Source organism: Pseudomonas sp. B16(2017) (genome assembly GCF_002113205.1).
Taxonomy (GTDB): Bacteria; Pseudomonadota; Gammaproteobacteria; order Pseudomonadales; family Pseudomonadaceae; genus Aquipseudomonas; species Aquipseudomonas pharyngis.
Genome location: NZ_NEKA01000002.1, coordinates 103937 through 119097, shown reverse-complemented (window position 1 = coordinate 119097; position 15161 = coordinate 103937). Strand labels below are relative to the sequence as shown.

The window sequence follows — 15161 nt, the reverse complement described above, 5'->3', positions numbered from 1 at the left end:
GCGAACGACTGAAGGCTGTTTTGCAAGGGCTGTGCCCGGTCGGGTTTGGGCAGGGAAATGTCGGTTTAGAGCGGTCGCGCGTTGAGTCGGCGCACCATGAGGGGACGTGTTGCATGCAAAGGTGCAGCGGGACGCGCCAAATTGGGGCGCGCCCCCTGGGTTCAGCGACGGCGCATCAGGCCGATGAAGAACAGCCCGCCGAGGGCTGCGGTGGCAACGCCGATGGGCAAGTCTTCGGGGGCTATCAACGTGCGGGCGGCGACGTCCACCCAGACGAGGAAAACGCTGCCGAGCAACACGCACACCGGCAGCAGACGCCGATGCTCGGCACCGATCAGGCGCCGGGCAATGTGCGGCACCATCAGCCCGACAAAACCGATGGAGCCACTGATCGACACCAGCACTCCGGTCATCAGCGAGGTGATCACAAATACCCGCAGGCGCACCACCCGCGCATTCAGGCCAAGGGTGACGGCGGTCTGTTCGCCGGCCATCAAGGCGTTCAGCGGACGGGCCATGCCGATCAGCAGAATCAATCCGAGCAGGACGCTCAACGCCGGCACCGCCAACAACTCCCAGCGCGCCAGACCTAGGCCGCCAAGCATCCAGAACATCACCGCCGAACTGGCGCGATGATCGCCCATGAACAACAGCAGATTGGCGATCGCCATCATCACGAACGAAACGGCCACGCCACACAGCAGCAGACGATCACTGTCCAGCCGACCCTGGCGGTTGGCGATGCCCAGCACCAGAAACATGCTCAACAACGCGCCGATGAACGCGGCGATCGGCAAGGTCAGCAGGCCGACGATTTCGCCGATGTGCAGCACCACGATCACTGCACCGAGCGTGGCACCGGAGGTGACGCCAAGCAGGTGTGGATCGGCCAGCGGATTGCGCGTCACCGCTTGCAGCACCGCGCCGATCAACGCCAGCCCGGCACCGACCAATGCACCGAGCAACATGCGCGGTACGCGGATCAGCCAGACGATGTGTTCCTGGCCGGCGCTCCAGTCCGCCACACCGAGGCCGAACAGTTTGTGCAGTAGAATCCGCCACACCACGTCCACCGGCACCCGCGCCGGGCCGAAGCCCAGCGACACCACGCACGACACCAGCAGCACGGCACCGAGGGCGATCAGTAGCAGCGCATAGCGACGATCGATCATTCGCCGTGGAAACCTTTGGCCAGGGTTTCCACCGCCAGCACGTTGTCGATCCCCGGCGTGGCCTGCACGTAAGGGATGACGATGAAGCGCTGGTTCTTGATCGCGTCCACCGATTGCAGGGCCTTGTTCTTCAGCAGGAATTCAATCTTCTGCTCGGCGGTGATTTCACTGTAATCGACGATGACGATCACCTGCGGATTGCGCTCGACCACGGTTTCCCAGTTGACTCGGGTCCAGCTCGCTTCGACGTCATCGAGAACGTTGCGCCCGCCGGCGGCGTCGATCAGCGCCTGCGGCATGCCGAGGCGGCCGGAGGTCATGGCGCGGTCTTCGCCGCTGTCGTACAGGAACACCCGGGGTTTTTCCGCAGGCAGGTCTTTGCGGATGTCGGCGACCTGACTTTGCATGTCGGCGATCAGCGCGTTGGCGCGATCCTGCACGTCGAAAATCTTTCCGAGGTTGCGCAGGTCGTTGTAGGTGTCGTCCAGCGTGGCGGCCGGGCGCTTCATCACGAAGGCGCAGGACTCGGTCAGTTCATACACATGGATGCCCAGCGGTTGCAGGGTCTGCGGCGTGAGATCGCCACCGACGCGCATGCCGTAATCCCAGCCGGCGAAGAAGAAATCGACGTTGGCGTTGAGCAGGGTTTCCACCGAGGGGTACTTGGCCGCCAGCTCCGGCAAACCGTCGAGCAGCGACTGCATTTCAGGCGTTACCGATTTCCAGCCACTGACGCCGCTGTAGCCGGCCATCTTCGACTTGAGGCCGAGGGCGAGCATCATCTGGGTCATGTTGATGTCGTGGCTGACCGCATGCTTCGGCGCTTCCTTGAAGGTCACTTCACGGTTGCAGCTGTGGATCGTCAGCGGGTACTTCGTCGCCTCGGCGAAGGCGTGGGTGGTGCCCAGCAACAGGGCGAGGCAAAGCAGGGAGCGCACAGTCATGGTCGGGTTATCCAGGTGATTCGCGGGTAGCCGTGGAGGGGGTGGGAATCGATCAATGCTTCGACGCCGAATACGTCGCGCAGCAGTTCGACGGTGAGCACTTCTTGCGGCGTGCCGCTGGCGACGATCCGGCCGTGGTTGATCACATACAAACGGTCGCAGAACGCGGCGGCGAGGTTCAGGTCGTGGATGCTCGCCAGGGTGCCGATCTGCAAACGCTTGACCAGTTGCAGCAGTTCAAGTTGATAACGCGGATCGAGGTGGTTGGTCGGCTCGTCGAGGATCAGCAGTTGCGGTTGCTGGGTCAGGGCCCGGGCGAGGATCACCCGCTGTTTTTCTCCACCGGACAGCGTGGCGAACGCGTGATCTTCGAAGCCGTCGAGGCCCACGGATTTGAGGGCCTGGGTGGCGAGGTGGCGGTCTTCCAGCGTGTCGCCGTCGAACAGGCCTTTGTGCGGTGTACGGCCCATGGCGACCACTTCCTCGACGGTCAGGCCGAAGGTGTCGGGGAATTCCTGCAGCACCACGGCGATGCGTTGCGCACACCAGCGCGAGGATTGCTTCCACACGTTGTGGTGATCGAGTCTGACCTCACCGTGTTCCGGCTGACTGAAGCGATAGGCGCAGCGCAACAGGCTGGTCTTGCCGCTGCCATTGGGCCCGATCAACCCGACGAACTCCCCGGCGGCCACTTGCAACGAGGCGTCACGCAGCTGGAACTGGTGATGGCAGTGGCCGTGGCCCAGGGGTGTCCAGGCGAGATGGGTGAGGGACAGTGAGGTCATTTCGTTCCTGTTCTAGAAGGTGTAGTCAGCGGTGACAAAGAACGAACGAGGCTCACCCAGAATCCACTGCTGGCCCTCATTGTATTGGCTTTGTGCATACGTCCGGTCAAACAGATTGTTCACCTGCAACCCCAGCGTGGTGTTGCGCACGGCTTTCCATGACAACGTTGCATCGACCACGGTGTAGCTCGGCAGCTCGTTGCGGTTGGCCATATCGGCGTAGCGCGCATCGACATAACGCACGCCGGCGCCGGCTTTCAGGTCATCGGCCAGCGCTTTGCTCAGCCAAAGATTGGCGGTGCGTCGTGGCACGTCCACCGGGCGATTGCCGTTGCGCGACACCGGCACGCCGCCGACCACTTCTTCGAAATCGTCGTACTTGGCTTTGACGATGGCGGCGTTGGCCTGCAGTTGCCAGGCGTGCGGCAGTTGCAGATCGAGGCTCGCCTCCAGGCCGTTCGACGACTGCTGGCCGACCTGTTGCTTGAGCGTCGGGTTGCCCGGATCGTCGGTCAGCAACTTCTTCTTCACGATGCGATACGCCGCCAGCGTGAACTCGCCACGCTGATCCCAGAACAGCTGCTTCAGGCCGATCTCGGTTTGCCGCGCGGTGGACAGGTCATATTGCTGCTGGCTCGGGCTCAGGGAAATCAAACCGCCGATGCCATCGGTGCTGGTGGCAACCTGGCCGTAGAACGAGGTGTCTTGCGTCAGCGCGAACACCAGGCCGGCCTTCCAGTTGTTGCCGGTCAGGGTCTTGTCGCTCTGACTGCCGTCGACCAGGTTGTTGCGATCCACATGCACGTAGTCGCGGCGCACACCGGTCACCAGCGACCAGCGCTCGCTCAGTTGCGTGCGGTTTTCGGCGAACACCGACATCTGTTTTGTGGTGCTGTCGAACTGACCGCGATACGGATCGGCGCTCTCGAAATAGCCGGTCTGCGGGTGATACCGATCCAGCGGCTGGCCGTTCGGCAATACGTCGTTGAACGGCGAGTTGCTGTCGAGCTGGAAGCGGATGCGGTTGTAGTCGACGCCGGTCACGGTCTGGCTGTCGAGGCCGAACAGCGAGTGCTTGAAGGTGAAGGTCTGGCGGTCGCCGACCTGCTCCTGTTTGTGGCCGATGCCGAAGTAGCCGCTGCGGCTGAGTTGCTGGCTGTCAGCGTTGAAGTTGTAGTTCTCGGCGTTCTGCCAGCGGCGCTGGGCCTTGAGGTAGTACAGCTCGTTGCTGGCGCTGACCGCATCGTTGATCTGCCAATCCGTGGTCAGACGGGTCCATTGATCGTTGTAGTGCTGCTTGTCGTCGCGCACGTTGTAGTTCTTGTTGCGCAGGCTGTCTTTCAACTGGCCGTTGATCAACGGTGTGCCGAAGTAGTTTTGCGGGCGCTGATCGCCGTAATCGTGGGCGAGGGTGAAGGTCAGATCGTCCGTGGCCTGCCAGCGCAGGGAGGCGTTGATAAAGTCGCTGGACGAGTCGCCGCGATCGACCCAGCCGTTGCTGCGCAGGCGGTTGAGGTTGAGGCGATAGCTCAGGGTGTCGGTCAGCGAGCCGCCGCTGTCGAACGCCTGTTGCTGGCGGTCAGATGAGCCGTAGCCGACCCGCACATGGTTTTCGATTTCGCCTTCGAACGGTTTCTTCGGAATCACGTTGACCACCGCGCCGGTCGCGCCCTCGCCATACAATACCGAGGCCGGGCCGCGCAGGACATCGACGCGTTCCACCGACCAGGTGTCGACCGGAAACGTCACCGTGCCCATGCCGGTGTACATGCGGTTGCCGTCATACAACTGCATCACCGAACTCTGCCCGGTAAAACCCCGGGCCTGCAACGAAGTGCCGCCATCACCCGGCGTGCCGGTGCGACTGATGCCGGTGCTGCGCGACACCGCGTCCTGCACGCTGCGGTCGCCACGGGCGCGGACCTGTTCGCCGCTCAGGCTTTCGACACTGGCCGGGGTTTCCATGGCTGTGAGGTTCAGACGCGAGCCGGCGCTGGTCGGCGTGGTCAGGCTGACGGTCGGGTCGTCATTGGCCGGGGCGGTGATGGTGCCGGTGGGCAGCGTCAGCGGCGCGTTGTCGGCGTGGGCGCTGTGGTTCAGGGCGAACAGACAGAGGCTGGACAAGAGGTACTTGTTCATCGGGGCGGTGAATCACTTCTTCAAAAGAAAAGCCCGCAGGCTCATGACGGTGCATGGCTGCGGGCAGAGCAGCAAATTTGCGTTATACAGTAACACTAAAAAATGCCGAAGTTTAAGCCCCGGCAGTTTAAAGATCTGTCTGGATCGCGCATCTCGCGTGATTCACGATGAAGTTGAGGCAGATTCAGTTTGCCGGCCCAGACGCGACAACAGCAGCCGATCCAGCAACCACACCACCACCAGCGAAGCCCCCACCAGCGGAAACACTACCGCCAGTGCGAGCATGATCGCCACCCCGGTTTTCCATTTCGGCAGATCGTGGCGCAGCGGCGGTACGCCGAACTTGCCCTGCGGCCGGCGCTTCCACCAGATCACTACGCCGCTGACGGCGCTGAGCAGGATCATCAGGCAGATCAGCAACACGATGATCTGGTTGAAGGTGCCGAACATCTTGCCTTCGTGGAGCATCACGCCGATCTCGGTAGCCCGGGCAACCGCGCCGTATTGCTCGAAGCGCACATCGGCGAGAACCTTGCCGGTGTACTGATCGATGTGCAGGGTGGCGTCGTTGCGCGGGTCGTCGGCGAACACGGCGATGGTGAACACGCCGGTGGCGGTGGTCGGCAGGGTGATGCTGTAGCCCGGCTCGACCTTGCGCTCAACGGCGATGTTTTGCACATCCTGCAGGCGGATGGTCGGTGCAGCGGGGCCGTGTTGCATGCCACCGTGGGCCATGTGTTCGGCGTGGTCGCCGGACATCGGCATCGGGGTGTTTTCCATCGCCCAGGGTACGGTCTGGCGCGCGGCGTTATTGAGGCTGCCGGCCTCGACGTCGGAGGTTGGCACGTTGTCCCACATCGCCGCCGGGAACACGTTCCACACCTGGGCGTACTGCTTGCCCCAGAAGCCGGTCCAGGTCATGCCGCTGAGCAGCATCACCAGCAGCAATGCCGCGCCCCAGAATCCGGTCACGGCATGCAGGTCACGCCACAGCACGCGGCCGCGACTGCTCAGGCGTGGCCACAGAATCCCTGCTGCCTGACCTCGCGGCCACCACAGGAAAACCCCGGACACCACCAGCACCACGCCCCAGCCGGCGGCCATTTCGATCAACCGGTCACCGACGGTGCCGATCATCAATTCGCCGTGGATCGCCCGGGCGATGGCTTGCAGGTTCTGCCTGGCATCCTGCTCGCCGAGGATGTCGCCGTGGTACGGATCGACGAACACGTTCAGCTCATGGCCGGCATTGGCCACGACAAACTGCGCGCTGCGCTCGGCATTCACCGGCGGCAGGTACTGGGTGACCTGGCCCTGTGGATAAGCGCTTTTGACCTTTTGCAGCAGGTCGTCGGCCGGCACGGTGTGATGCCCGGCCGGGACGTTCAGCAGGCTGCTGTACATCAGCGAATCGAGTTGCGGCTTGAACAGGTAAATGATGCCGGTCAGGGCCAGCATCACCATGAACGGGGCGACGAACAATCCGGCATAAAAATGCCAACGCCAGGCCAGGTTGTAGAAATTCGGTTTGGGCTGTTTCATCACGTGTGCTCCGCTTGGCTTGGATCTTCTCGTTGTCTGTTGTCACTCGCTCCCTCAAGGGGAGCGAGTGCCCTTGAGGGTTAGAAACTCATGTCCACCTTGGTCCAGAGCGTGCGCCCCGGTTCATTGATCGCTTGCGGGTCGTTGGCCGGGTAGCCGAACCCGGCGTTGCCCGCCAGGTTCAGGTGTTCGGCGTAAGCCTTGCCGAACAGGTTGTCGACGCCGGTACTGACCTTCCAGTGTTTGTTGATCCGGTAGGCACCGTTGAGCGAGAACACGCCGAAGCCTGAACTCTTGTCGTAATCCTTGCCGACCACGTTGCCCTTGTTCTGGTCGATACGGTTTTGCGCGGCAACCACCCTCCACAGTGCGCCGGCGCTCCAGTTGTCTTCGCTGTAGGTGAGGCCGAAGCGGGCATCCAGCGGTGGCATCTGCGGCAGGGCCTTGCCGTCGGTGCTGTTCTTGCCCCAGGCATAGGCCAGGGTCGCATCGGCTTTCCAGTTGTCGGTGAGTTTGTAAGCGGCACCGAGTTCACCGCCCATGATCCGCGCGTCGATGTTCTCGGCGCGGGAAGTGCTCATGCCCATCATCCCCGGGGTGTAGTCGAACAGGATGTAATCGCGCACCACACCGATGTAACCCGAGGCCCAGGCTTCAAGTTCGGCGCTCTTGTAGTTCACGCCGAAGTCGAGCTGAGTGGTCTTTTCCGGCTTGATCGAATCGAACGCATTGACCGAACCCGCCGGGCCGGATTTGGGCGAAAACAGCTCCCAGTAATCCGGAAAACGCTGGGCGTGGCCGAGCCCGGCGTAGAGCGTGGTCGGGCTGTCAGCCAGGTCATGCTCGTAACGGATGAAACCACTCGGCAGGGTGTCGGCGCGGGTATCGCCAGCGGTCGGGTTCGGCCGGGACATCATTCCCGAGCCGGTGCTCTGCCGATAATCCTTGGCCGAGGCGCGGTCGACCCGGGCGCCGGCAATCAGCCGGTCGCGGTCGGCGGCGTACCAGGTCATTTCGCTGAACACGCCGTAGTTATGGAAGTCGGCGTCCTTGGTGAACGGCTGATCCTTGTAGGTATCGATGCCCATGCCGCTGCGCTGCCGGTGTTCGTTGGTCTGCGCATCGAGCCCGGTGATCAGCTGGATGTCGGCCCAGCGCCAGGTGGCCTTGATGCGCGCGCCGAGGGTACGACGGTCGACGTTGGACGCCATCGGTCCCGCCATCATCCCGGTGCCGGACGGTGTGCGCAGGGTGTAGTTGTCCATCACGTGGTCGGCGTAGTTGTAGTAGACCTGCGCTTCGAGCTTCTCCAGCACCTCGGTGAGGTTGGATTTCTCGAAGCGCAGACCGAGGCTTTCGCGCAGGAATTGCGAGCCGTCCATGCCGCGTCCGGCGTAGCGCGCTTGGCCGTCGCCCTTGCCGGCGGTGAGTTCGATCAGGGTGTCGGCGTCCGGTGTCCAGCCCAGCGCCACGTCGCCGTTCCACTTGTCATAGCGCGAGGCAACGATGTCGTTGTTGCCGTCGCGGTAATCGTCGGAATGCGCGGTGTTGCCGATCACCCGCACGTAGCCCAACGAACCGCCGGCCGCCGCATCGACGACTTTGTCGAAGCGCCCGTGGGAGCCGGCCAGCACGCTGGCGTTCACCCGCGTGCCCAGTTCGCCGAAGCTTTCCGGTTCGCGGTCGAACAGGATCGTGCCGGCCGAGGCGCCCGGTCCATAAAGCACGGTTTGCGGGCCTTTGATCACGGTGAGTTTGTCGTAGGTCTCGGGCGAAATGTACGAGGTCGGCGCGTCCATTCGGCCGGGGCAGGCGCCGAGCATCATGCTGCCGTTGGTGAGGATGTTCAGGCGCGAACCGAACATGCCGCGCAATACCGGATCACCGTTGGTGCCGCCGTTGCGCACCAGGGCGAAGCCGGGAATGGTCTTCAGGTAGTCGCCGCCGTCGCTGGCCGGCACCGGTTGGCGCGGGTCTTTCGGGTTGGTGACGATGGTCAGCGGTGAGCTCGGGGCGATGGCGGTGATCACCGTCGGGCTCAGTTCTTCAGCGTGGCCGGCGTGTTCGTCGGCGTGGACCAGCGGGGACAGCAGGACGCCGCAAAGGACGGCGGTCGCGTGTCTGAAGCGAACGCGGGATTCGTTCAGAGCAAAGGACGCCGGGGCAGAACCCGGGCGTGGGACAGCAGAAAACCTGGACATGACAATTTCCATCAAACAGTCGTAAACAACACGGCCGGCAGCCTGAAGCTGTCTTCTCAACCGTGTGCAATCAGAGGTGGGTGTTTACGCTGCGACGGGCGGGGCGCGGGTGCGGGCGCCGGGGAAAAAGGTCTGCCGGGCATGGCCCAGACGCGGGGAGGGTGGGGTGAAGGTGTTGACCAGTGGAATGCTGAAGGTGGCGAAGCTGCCACCGCCGGTCAGCGCCGGGCAGTTGAACAGCAGGCTGCAATAACCGCATTTTTCCCACAGTACGTGGTGCGAGGATTGTGGCGGGCAGTGTTCGGCCGAGGGTTTTGTTTCATGCGCGGAATGATCCATACCCGCCATGTCCATCGACATGTCCATGCTCATTGGCATGGTTGTCGAGGCGTGCTGATCCATCGGCATTGACTGGGAAATCAGCGGGCCGATGAAGATCATCAACATGGCGAACAGGGCGATCCAGCTGCCGCGGGTCAGGTGTTCAGTCTGACGGCGTTGCAGGGAGGGCCTGGCGCTCAGGGGGCGCATGGGCGGAGTCTGCCGGAACGGCTACTGGGCGTGCGCGTGGGCTTGCGTGGCTTGCGGCGGCTTCTTCTGCACGGCGACTTCGACGGTCACGTCACCGGCCTTTTCAAAGTGCATCGTCAGGGGAAAGCGCTTGCCGTCGGTCAGCAGACTGCGGTCGGTCGGATTCATCAGCATCACGTGATAGGCCATCGGCGCGAATGTCACGTTTTCACCGGCCGGGATCGCCACGTTCGGCACCTGTTGCATCTTCATCAGATCGCCCTGCATCACGTGCTCGTGCAGTTCCGCTGTCGGGGCAATCGGCGAGTCGACGCTGAGCAGGCGGTCAGCCGTCTTGCCGGCGTTGTGAATGATGAAATACGCGGCAACGGTCGGCGCGTTCGGCGGCAGTTCCTGCGACCACGGGTGGGCGATTTCCAGCTCGCCGGCCTTGTATTCGTGGGCATGGACGAAGCACGCAGGCAGCAAAAGCGCAGCGATGACGATGAATTTGTTCAACATGGCAGTTCTCCAGAACGATTTGAAACGCAGGTCAAATGCGGGAACAAATCAGACCAGAGGAGAGGCGCGGGGATTGAGGCTCGGCCATTGCTGGCGCGGTGTCGGGGTTTGCAGCAAGGCGGGCGCCACACTGCGATTACTTTCGTACTGAGCGAAATACAGCTGCGGCGAATGCCCCGGCAACGCCACCACCGGCGCCGATCCGGAACAGCACCAGCAATGCTGCATGGTCGAATGATTGTCACCGCTTTGCGGCGCTTTTTGATCGAGGCTGCCGATGTCGATCGCCACCATCTTCGTCCCGCTGCCGGTGCAGAAACTGCTCCACAACAACTGCTCGGCCGGCGTCTGCGCCGCCTGCGCCATCGCTCCCGTCAACGGCATGGCGAGCATGTTGAACAGCACTGCAAAGCAGGCGATCCAGGCAAATGCGAGCCGGTGTCGGTTCATGGGACAGATCCGTGGGGTGGGCGATCAGGCGCGGCTATTTAGCCTGATCAGGGCCGATAAGTAAAAAAGCGTCGTGCGGTTTGGTGTCGCAGAGGATTCAGCCTGCTACGGCATGCAGCCGCAAACCCAGCGCCTTCATGACTTTCATGATAGTCGCGAATTCCGGATTTCCAGTGCTGCTCAGCGCTTTATAAAGGCTTTCACGACCCAGACCTGCATCCCGCGCAACCTGAGTCATGCCTTGGGCGCGGGCAATGTCATTAAGCGCTGCACGGATGAGAACGCCATCGCCAGCATCTTCGTCAAAACAGGCGTCCAGGTAAGCCGCCATTTCCTCCGGCGTTTTAAGAAACTCTGCAGCGTCGAAGCGGGTGAATTTTTCGGTCATGACTTACTCCTCATTACCGATGCTTTGCGCCATCCGGATGGCGCGTTTGATATCTCGTTTTTGTGTCGACTTGTCGCCCCCCAGCAGTAGCAGATAAATCACGTTACCTTTACGTGTGAAGTACATCCTGTAGCCGGGACCGTAATGAACGCGCATTTCATAAACGGCACTGCCAACGAACTCGCAATCACCCATATTTCCATGCTCTGCACCTCGAATTCTGGCGATGATGCGAGCTTTGCCGTTGGTGTCTTTCATCGAGTCGAGCCAATCGGCAAATGCAGGGGATCGTTCAAATTCGATCATGTCGAAATCGTATTCCTTGGGATACAGACTGACAAGCCGCATTTTTCTTGAAGGCAGCAGTGCGCTTCAAGAATTTGCTCGCTGCAAATCTGTGTGGATTAAAGGAATCGAAATCTTGGCGTGAGGTGGCAGGGGCGAACAGTCGGCTGGTTCCTGAAATTCTGCCGGTCAAATCAAGGATTAGCTCGAAATCAGGAATTATCTGACGTAGAGAGGGCTTCCAGGACTTCAGACGTACTCTTGAACTCCCGATCAACCCTCGCCAACACCGGCCGCTTCAACACCATCACCGGAACCCCAAGCTCCCGCGCCACTTCCAGTTTCGGCTCGGTTGCGGTGCTGCCGCTGTTCTTGCTGATCAGCACGTCGATCTGCCGGCTTTCGAACAGGGTCCGTTCATCCTGCAGCAGAAACGGTCCACGGGCGCCGATGATTTCGCAGCGTTCGTTGCCGGGATAAATGTCGAGGGCGCGCAGGGTCCAGAACTGGTGCGCGGGGATTTCGTCGAGGTGTTGCAGCGGTTCGCGGCCCAGGGTGAACAGGGGGCGGCGGAAGGGTTCGAGGGCGGTGATCAGTTCGGCCCAGTCGGCGACTTCGCGCCAGTCATCGCCGGGTTGCGGTTGCCACGCGGGGCGGCGCAGGGCCCAGCAGGGGATACCGGTGAGTTGCGCGGCGGTGGCGGCGTTCCGGCTGATTTGCGCGGCGTAGGGATGGGTCGCGTCGAACAGAAGATTGATGCCTTCATCGCGAATGAACTGCGCCAGGCCTTCGGCACCGCCGTAGCCGCCGACGCGCACCTGACACGTCAGATCGGTCGGCACCCGGCCGACACCGGCCAGGCTGTAAATGTGTTCCGGTCCCAACGTGCGTGCGATGGCGAGCGCTTCAGTCACGCCGCCGAGCAACAAGATTCGCTTCATTCAAAGGCACCCGCATGGCCAACAATGCCACCCTGACGATCAATCGCAAACACCTCGACCTGCACCTGAGCCGGCACCACGCTGCGGGCGAACTCCAGAGCATGGCGGCAAACTTCATCACCGAGGGCAACACCCGCCGCACGGGCCATCGCCAACGCCTGCTGGCTGGTGTTCGCCTCGCGAATGGCTTGCTGCAAGGTGTCGTCGGCGCCAATTGCCGCCGCCCAGTCGGCCAGTTGCGGCAGGTCGATGCTCGAATGACGCGAGTGCAGGTCCATGTGCCCGGCCGCCAGTTTGCTGATCTTGCCGAAGCCCCCGCACAGGCTGAGTTTATCCACAGGCACTTTGCGCAGGTGCTTGAGCACGGCGCCGACGAAGTCGCCCATTTCGATCAGGGCGATTTCCGGCAGGTTGTAGACCCGGCGCATGGTGTCTTCGCTGGCGTTGCCGGTGCAGGCGGCGATGTGCAGGTAGCCGTTGGTTTTTGCCACGTCGATGCCTTGATGGATCGAGGCAATGTACGCCGCGCAGGAAAACGGCCGGACGATGCCGCTGGTGCCGAGGATCGACAAGCCGCCGAGAATCCCCAGACGCGGGTTCATGGTTTTCAATGCCAAAGCTTCGCCGCCCTCGACATTGACCGTCACCTCGAAGCCGCCGCGATAGCCGGTTTCTTCGGCGAGCAGGGTCAGGTGATCGCTGATCATCTTGCGCGGCACCGGGTTGATCGCCGGTTCGCCGACGCCCAGCACCAGCCCCGGCCGGGTCACGGTGCCGACGCCCTTGCCGGCCATGAAGCGAATCCCCGGCTCGGCCATCAGCCGCACCCGCGAATAAAGCAGGGCGCCGTGAGTCACGTCCGGATCATCGCCGGCATCCTTGATCGTTCCGGCTTCGGCGCCGTCTTCGGTCAGCCGGCAGAACTCCAGACGCATCTGCACCTGCTTGCCCTTGGGCAACACGATCTGCACGGCGTCGGCCGATGAGCCACCGAGCAGCAGACGGGCAGCGGCGAGGCTGGTGGCCGTGGCGCAGCTGCCGGTGGTCAGGCCGCTGCGCAGGGGCGCGGGTTGTTCGGCGGTTTCGTCACGCATCAAGGGGTTTGACCAGATCGAGCAGGGAGATCGGCAAGGCCTGGCGCCAGGTGTCGAACTCGCCCAGCGGCTGTGCCTGGGCAATGTGGATGCGGGTCAACTCGCCACCGTGGCGTTCGCGCCAGGCCATCAAGGTCATTTCGCTTTGCAGCGTCACGGCGTTGGCCACCAGTCGGCCACCGGGTTTGAGGTGTTCCCAGCAGGTGTCGAGCACCCCTTCGCGGGTCACGCCGCCGCCGATGAAAATGGCGTCCGGACGCTCCAGCCCGGTGAGGGCCTGCGGGGCGCTGCCGCGAATCAGTTGCAGGCCAGGAACGCCCAAGGCATCACGGTTGTGTTCGATCAGTTGCTGGCGACCCTCGTCGGCCTCGATGGCCAGGGCGCGGCAGCTCGGGTGCGCGCGCATCCACTCGATGCCGATCGAGCCGCTGCCGGCGCCGACGTCCCACAACAGTTCGCCCGGGGTCGGGGCGAGGCGGGCGAGGGTGATGGCGCGTACGTCGCGCTTGGTCAGTTGGCCGTCGTGCTCGAAGGCCGAGTCCGGCAGGCCGGCCAGGCGCGACAGGCGCGGTGTATGCGGATCGGCCAGGCATTCGATGGCGATCACGTTGAGGTCGGCAATGAGCGGGTCGTTCCAGTGGTTGGCGGTGCTGTCGATTCGGCGTTCGGCGCTGCCGCCCAGATGCTCCAGGACGCTCAGACGACTGGCGCCGAATCCGCGTTCACGCAGCAACGTGGCAACCGCCGCCGGGCTCTGGCCGTCATTGCTCAGCAGCAACAGGCGCACGCCGCTGAACAGTTGCGCGTTGAGGGCCGCAAGAGGGCGGGCCACCAGCGACAACACACTGACGTCCTGCAACGGCCAGCCCAGTCGGGCGGCCGCCAGCGAGCATGAGGATGGCGCTGGCAGAACCAGCATCTCGACTCCTGGCACCTGCCGCGCCAGACTTGCGCCAACGCCGTAGTACATCGGATCACCACTGGCCAGCACGCAGACCGCTTCGCCACGGCGTTCAAGAACCGGGGCCAGGGAGAACGGGCTCGGCCACAACTGGCGCTCGCCACCGATGCACGCCGGCAACAGGTCCAGTTGACGCTGGCCGCCGATGATCCGCGAGGCGCCCAGCACGGCGCGGCGGGCATTCTTGCCCAGGCCCTTGAAGCCGTCTTCACCGATTCCCACTACCGTCAGCCAGGGTGTCATGCCGTTCCTCAATCTCGTGCGCCGTTCAATCGGCGCATGATAGCGCGGCTTCTGTTGTCTGGCGTTGCTGCCTTGTTGCAGGCGAAGGCAGCGTAGACATGTTATGTGGCTGAAAACCGATTGGTGGATCGAGCGTCTTTGTTATTTTGGTTTTTGATCAAGTTGAACGTTACCCATAAAACGCACTGGATCATTTTCTGAACGATTATTTAATTAACTAGTGGTTGAACGCCTTGCTGGCGTCCTGTTATAGGGATGTGATGTAAACATGGATGACATAAAACATAATGCGACACTTGTCGGCGATATATTGCTGACCGGCAGTCGGGGACAAACACACGAGGACTATCAGTTCGCGTTGAACTGTACTTACCTGGCACAGCGCCAGGCGGATATGACTTATAACAGTGCGACCCAGCCTGGACGATGGACCGATTATTTTACCGATGTACTGTGGTCGCATGGCTGGAGCCGTGATTATCAACCGATCGAGCACGTTCAAACGCAGTTCAGGGGCAGCGTGCGCGAGGTCTGGTCACGACTGGCATCGCCGCTGCTGAGTGCTGAACAGGTGGCTGGCGTTGATCGAGGGCTGATGGCGCTTGAAGGCGACGTTGAACTGTTGAAAAAGGTCAAAGGCCTTAGTGGCAAGGTCTTCGATTTCAAAATCATGCCGATCAATTACAACGCCAATGGTGATATGGAATTGATCGTGACAAATACCCGGTTCATCAAGTCGAGCCTGAACACCGGGTATTTTTTCTGGAACGTTTCGCAAGTAATGACTCAGCTGGATGTTCTGGCTCGGAAGGTGGTGATCAGTCGCCGGGTCTTGGACGCTCGTCGAGCCAGTGTGATAAAGGCGCTGGAGGGGATCAAATTCAATTTCGAGGATTACCCGCTGTGACCGCCTCCCTCTGAGGCGATTTTCTTCCACGGGAATAGCCCGGCAACGCAGAATCCGACCGGCAGGCATTTTCATGC

General features: G+C 62.1%; 15 protein-coding genes. 1 reads left to right on the top strand and 14 read right to left on the bottom strand.

Features of this window, described 5'->3' with window-relative positions; translation table 11 throughout:
• Nucleotides 1-161 precede the first annotated feature (161 nt).
• The 14 genes from CAG25_RS03265 to cbiE all read right to left on the bottom strand — a co-directional run bounded on the left by CAG25_RS03265 (nucleotide 162) and on the right by cbiE (nucleotide 14177).
• Complete coding sequence (locus tag CAG25_RS03265; protein WP_085611029.1) at nucleotides 162-1172, bottom strand: iron ABC transporter permease; 1011 nt, start codon at nucleotides 1170-1172, stop codon at nucleotides 162-164.
• The gene (locus tag CAG25_RS03260; RefSeq protein WP_085611028.1) at nucleotides 1169-2116 is read right to left on the bottom strand and encodes an ABC transporter substrate-binding protein; all 948 of its coding nucleotides are present in this window, start codon (nucleotides 2114-2116) and stop codon (nucleotides 1169-1171) included. The genes CAG25_RS03265 and CAG25_RS03260 overlap by 4 nt, the downstream gene beginning before the upstream one ends.
• On the bottom strand, nucleotides 2113-2901 hold the full coding sequence (locus CAG25_RS03255) for an ABC transporter ATP-binding protein (RefSeq protein WP_085611027.1): 789 nt from the start codon (nucleotides 2899-2901) through the stop codon (nucleotides 2113-2115). The genes CAG25_RS03260 and CAG25_RS03255 overlap by 4 nt, the downstream gene beginning before the upstream one ends.
• Before the next feature lie 12 nt (nucleotides 2902-2913).
• Nucleotides 2914-5040: a TonB-dependent siderophore receptor gene (locus tag CAG25_RS03250; RefSeq protein WP_085611026.1), complete on the bottom strand. Its 2127-nt coding sequence runs from the start codon at nucleotides 5038-5040 to the stop codon at nucleotides 2914-2916.
• Nucleotides 5041-5202: 162 nt separating this feature from the next.
• Complete coding sequence (locus tag CAG25_RS03245; RefSeq protein WP_085611025.1) at nucleotides 5203-6582, bottom strand: PepSY domain-containing protein; 1380 nt, start codon at nucleotides 6580-6582, stop codon at nucleotides 5203-5205.
• 80 nt (nucleotides 6583-6662) lie between these two features.
• On the bottom strand, nucleotides 6663-8783 hold the full coding sequence (locus CAG25_RS03240; RefSeq protein WP_085611024.1) for a TonB-dependent copper receptor: 2121 nt from the start codon (nucleotides 8781-8783) through the stop codon (nucleotides 6663-6665).
• Nucleotides 8784-8867: 84 nt separating this feature from the next.
• Complete coding sequence (locus tag CAG25_RS03235; RefSeq protein ID WP_085611023.1) at nucleotides 8868-9314, bottom strand: DUF2946 domain-containing protein; 447 nt, start codon at nucleotides 9312-9314, stop codon at nucleotides 8868-8870.
• 21 nt (nucleotides 9315-9335) lie between these two features.
• Nucleotides 9336-9815 carry a copper chaperone PCu(A)C gene (locus CAG25_RS03230; protein ID WP_085611022.1) on the bottom strand — a complete coding sequence of 160 codons (480 nt, stop codon included), beginning with the start codon at nucleotides 9813-9815 and terminating at the stop codon, nucleotides 9336-9338.
• Nucleotides 9816-9863: 48 nt separating this feature from the next.
• Entirely contained in the window at nucleotides 9864-10265 is a 402-nt protein-coding gene (locus CAG25_RS03225) for a DUF2946 domain-containing protein (RefSeq protein ID WP_039772017.1), read from the bottom strand.
• A 97-nt stretch (nucleotides 10266-10362) separates the two neighbouring features.
• Nucleotides 10363-10653, bottom strand: coding sequence for an addiction module antidote protein (locus CAG25_RS03220; RefSeq protein WP_085609233.1), 291 nt, complete (start codon nucleotides 10651-10653; stop codon nucleotides 10363-10365).
• Between the two features lie 3 nt (nucleotides 10654-10656).
• Nucleotides 10657-10959 carry a type II toxin-antitoxin system RelE/ParE family toxin gene (locus CAG25_RS03215; protein ID WP_085611238.1) on the bottom strand — a complete coding sequence of 101 codons (303 nt, stop codon included), beginning with the start codon at nucleotides 10957-10959 and terminating at the stop codon, nucleotides 10657-10659.
• 191 nt (nucleotides 10960-11150) lie between these two features.
• Nucleotides 11151-11879 carry a cobalt-precorrin-6A reductase gene (locus tag CAG25_RS03210; RefSeq protein WP_085611021.1) on the bottom strand — a complete coding sequence of 243 codons (729 nt, stop codon included), beginning with the start codon at nucleotides 11877-11879 and terminating at the stop codon, nucleotides 11151-11153.
• Nucleotides 11876-12973: a cobalt-precorrin-5B (C(1))-methyltransferase gene (locus tag CAG25_RS03205; protein WP_085611020.1), complete on the bottom strand. Its 1098-nt coding sequence runs from the start codon at nucleotides 12971-12973 to the stop codon at nucleotides 11876-11878. The genes CAG25_RS03210 and CAG25_RS03205 overlap by 4 nt, the downstream gene beginning before the upstream one ends.
• Entirely contained in the window at nucleotides 12966-14177 is a 1212-nt protein-coding gene (cbiE, locus tag CAG25_RS03200; RefSeq protein WP_085611019.1) for a precorrin-6y C5,15-methyltransferase (decarboxylating) subunit CbiE, read from the bottom strand. The genes CAG25_RS03205 and cbiE overlap by 8 nt, the downstream gene beginning before the upstream one ends.
• A 268-nt stretch (nucleotides 14178-14445) precedes the next feature.
• On the opposite strand from cbiE, the gene CAG25_RS03195 reads away from it, so the two are divergent.
• Nucleotides 14446-15084, top strand: a complete 639-nt coding sequence (locus CAG25_RS03195; RefSeq protein ID WP_085611018.1) for a hypothetical protein — start codon at nucleotides 14446-14448, stop codon at nucleotides 15082-15084.
• Nucleotides 15085-15161: the final 77 nt, after the last annotated feature.

Bases quoted from the DNA above. Each gene is read 5' to 3' on its own strand.
- CAG25_RS03265 (WP_085611029.1), bottom strand. From the start codon at position 1,172: ATGATCGATCGTCGCTATGCGCTGCTACTGATCGCCCTCGGTGCCGTG.
- CAG25_RS03260 (WP_085611028.1), bottom strand. From the start codon at position 2,116: ATGACTGTGCGCTCCCTGCTTTGCCTCGCCCTGTTGCTGGGCACCACC.
- CAG25_RS03255 (WP_085611027.1), bottom strand. From the start codon at position 2,901: ATGACCTCACTGTCCCTCACCCATCTCGCCTGGACACCCCTGGGCCAC.
- CAG25_RS03250 (WP_085611026.1), bottom strand. From the start codon at position 5,040: ATGAACAAGTACCTCTTGTCCAGCCTCTGTCTGTTCGCCCTGAACCAC.
- CAG25_RS03245 (WP_085611025.1), bottom strand. From the start codon at position 6,582: ATGAAACAGCCCAAACCGAATTTCTACAACCTGGCCTGGCGTTGGCAT.
- CAG25_RS03240 (WP_085611024.1), bottom strand. From the start codon at position 8,783: ATGTCCAGGTTTTCTGCTGTCCCACGCCCGGGTTCTGCCCCGGCGTCC.
- CAG25_RS03235 (WP_085611023.1), bottom strand. From the start codon at position 9,314: ATGCGCCCCCTGAGCGCCAGGCCCTCCCTGCAACGCCGTCAGACTGAA.
- CAG25_RS03230 (WP_085611022.1), bottom strand. From the start codon at position 9,815: ATGTTGAACAAATTCATCGTCATCGCTGCGCTTTTGCTGCCTGCGTGC.
- CAG25_RS03225 (WP_039772017.1), bottom strand. From the start codon at position 10,265: ATGAACCGACACCGGCTCGCATTTGCCTGGATCGCCTGCTTTGCAGTG.
- CAG25_RS03220 (WP_085609233.1), bottom strand. From the start codon at position 10,653: ATGACCGAAAAATTCACCCGCTTCGACGCTGCAGAGTTTCTTAAAACG.
- CAG25_RS03215 (WP_085611238.1), bottom strand. From the start codon at position 10,959: ATGATCGAATTTGAACGATCCCCTGCATTTGCCGATTGGCTCGACTCG.
- CAG25_RS03210 (WP_085611021.1), bottom strand. From the start codon at position 11,879: ATGAAGCGAATCTTGTTGCTCGGCGGCGTGACTGAAGCGCTCGCCATC.
- CAG25_RS03205 (WP_085611020.1), bottom strand. From the start codon at position 12,973: ATGCGTGACGAAACCGCCGAACAACCCGCGCCCCTGCGCAGCGGCCTG.
- cbiE (WP_085611019.1), bottom strand. From the start codon at position 14,177: ATGACACCCTGGCTGACGGTAGTGGGAATCGGTGAAGACGGCTTCAAG.
- CAG25_RS03195 (WP_085611018.1), top strand. From the start codon at position 14,446: ATGGATGACATAAAACATAATGCGACACTTGTCGGCGATATATTGCTG.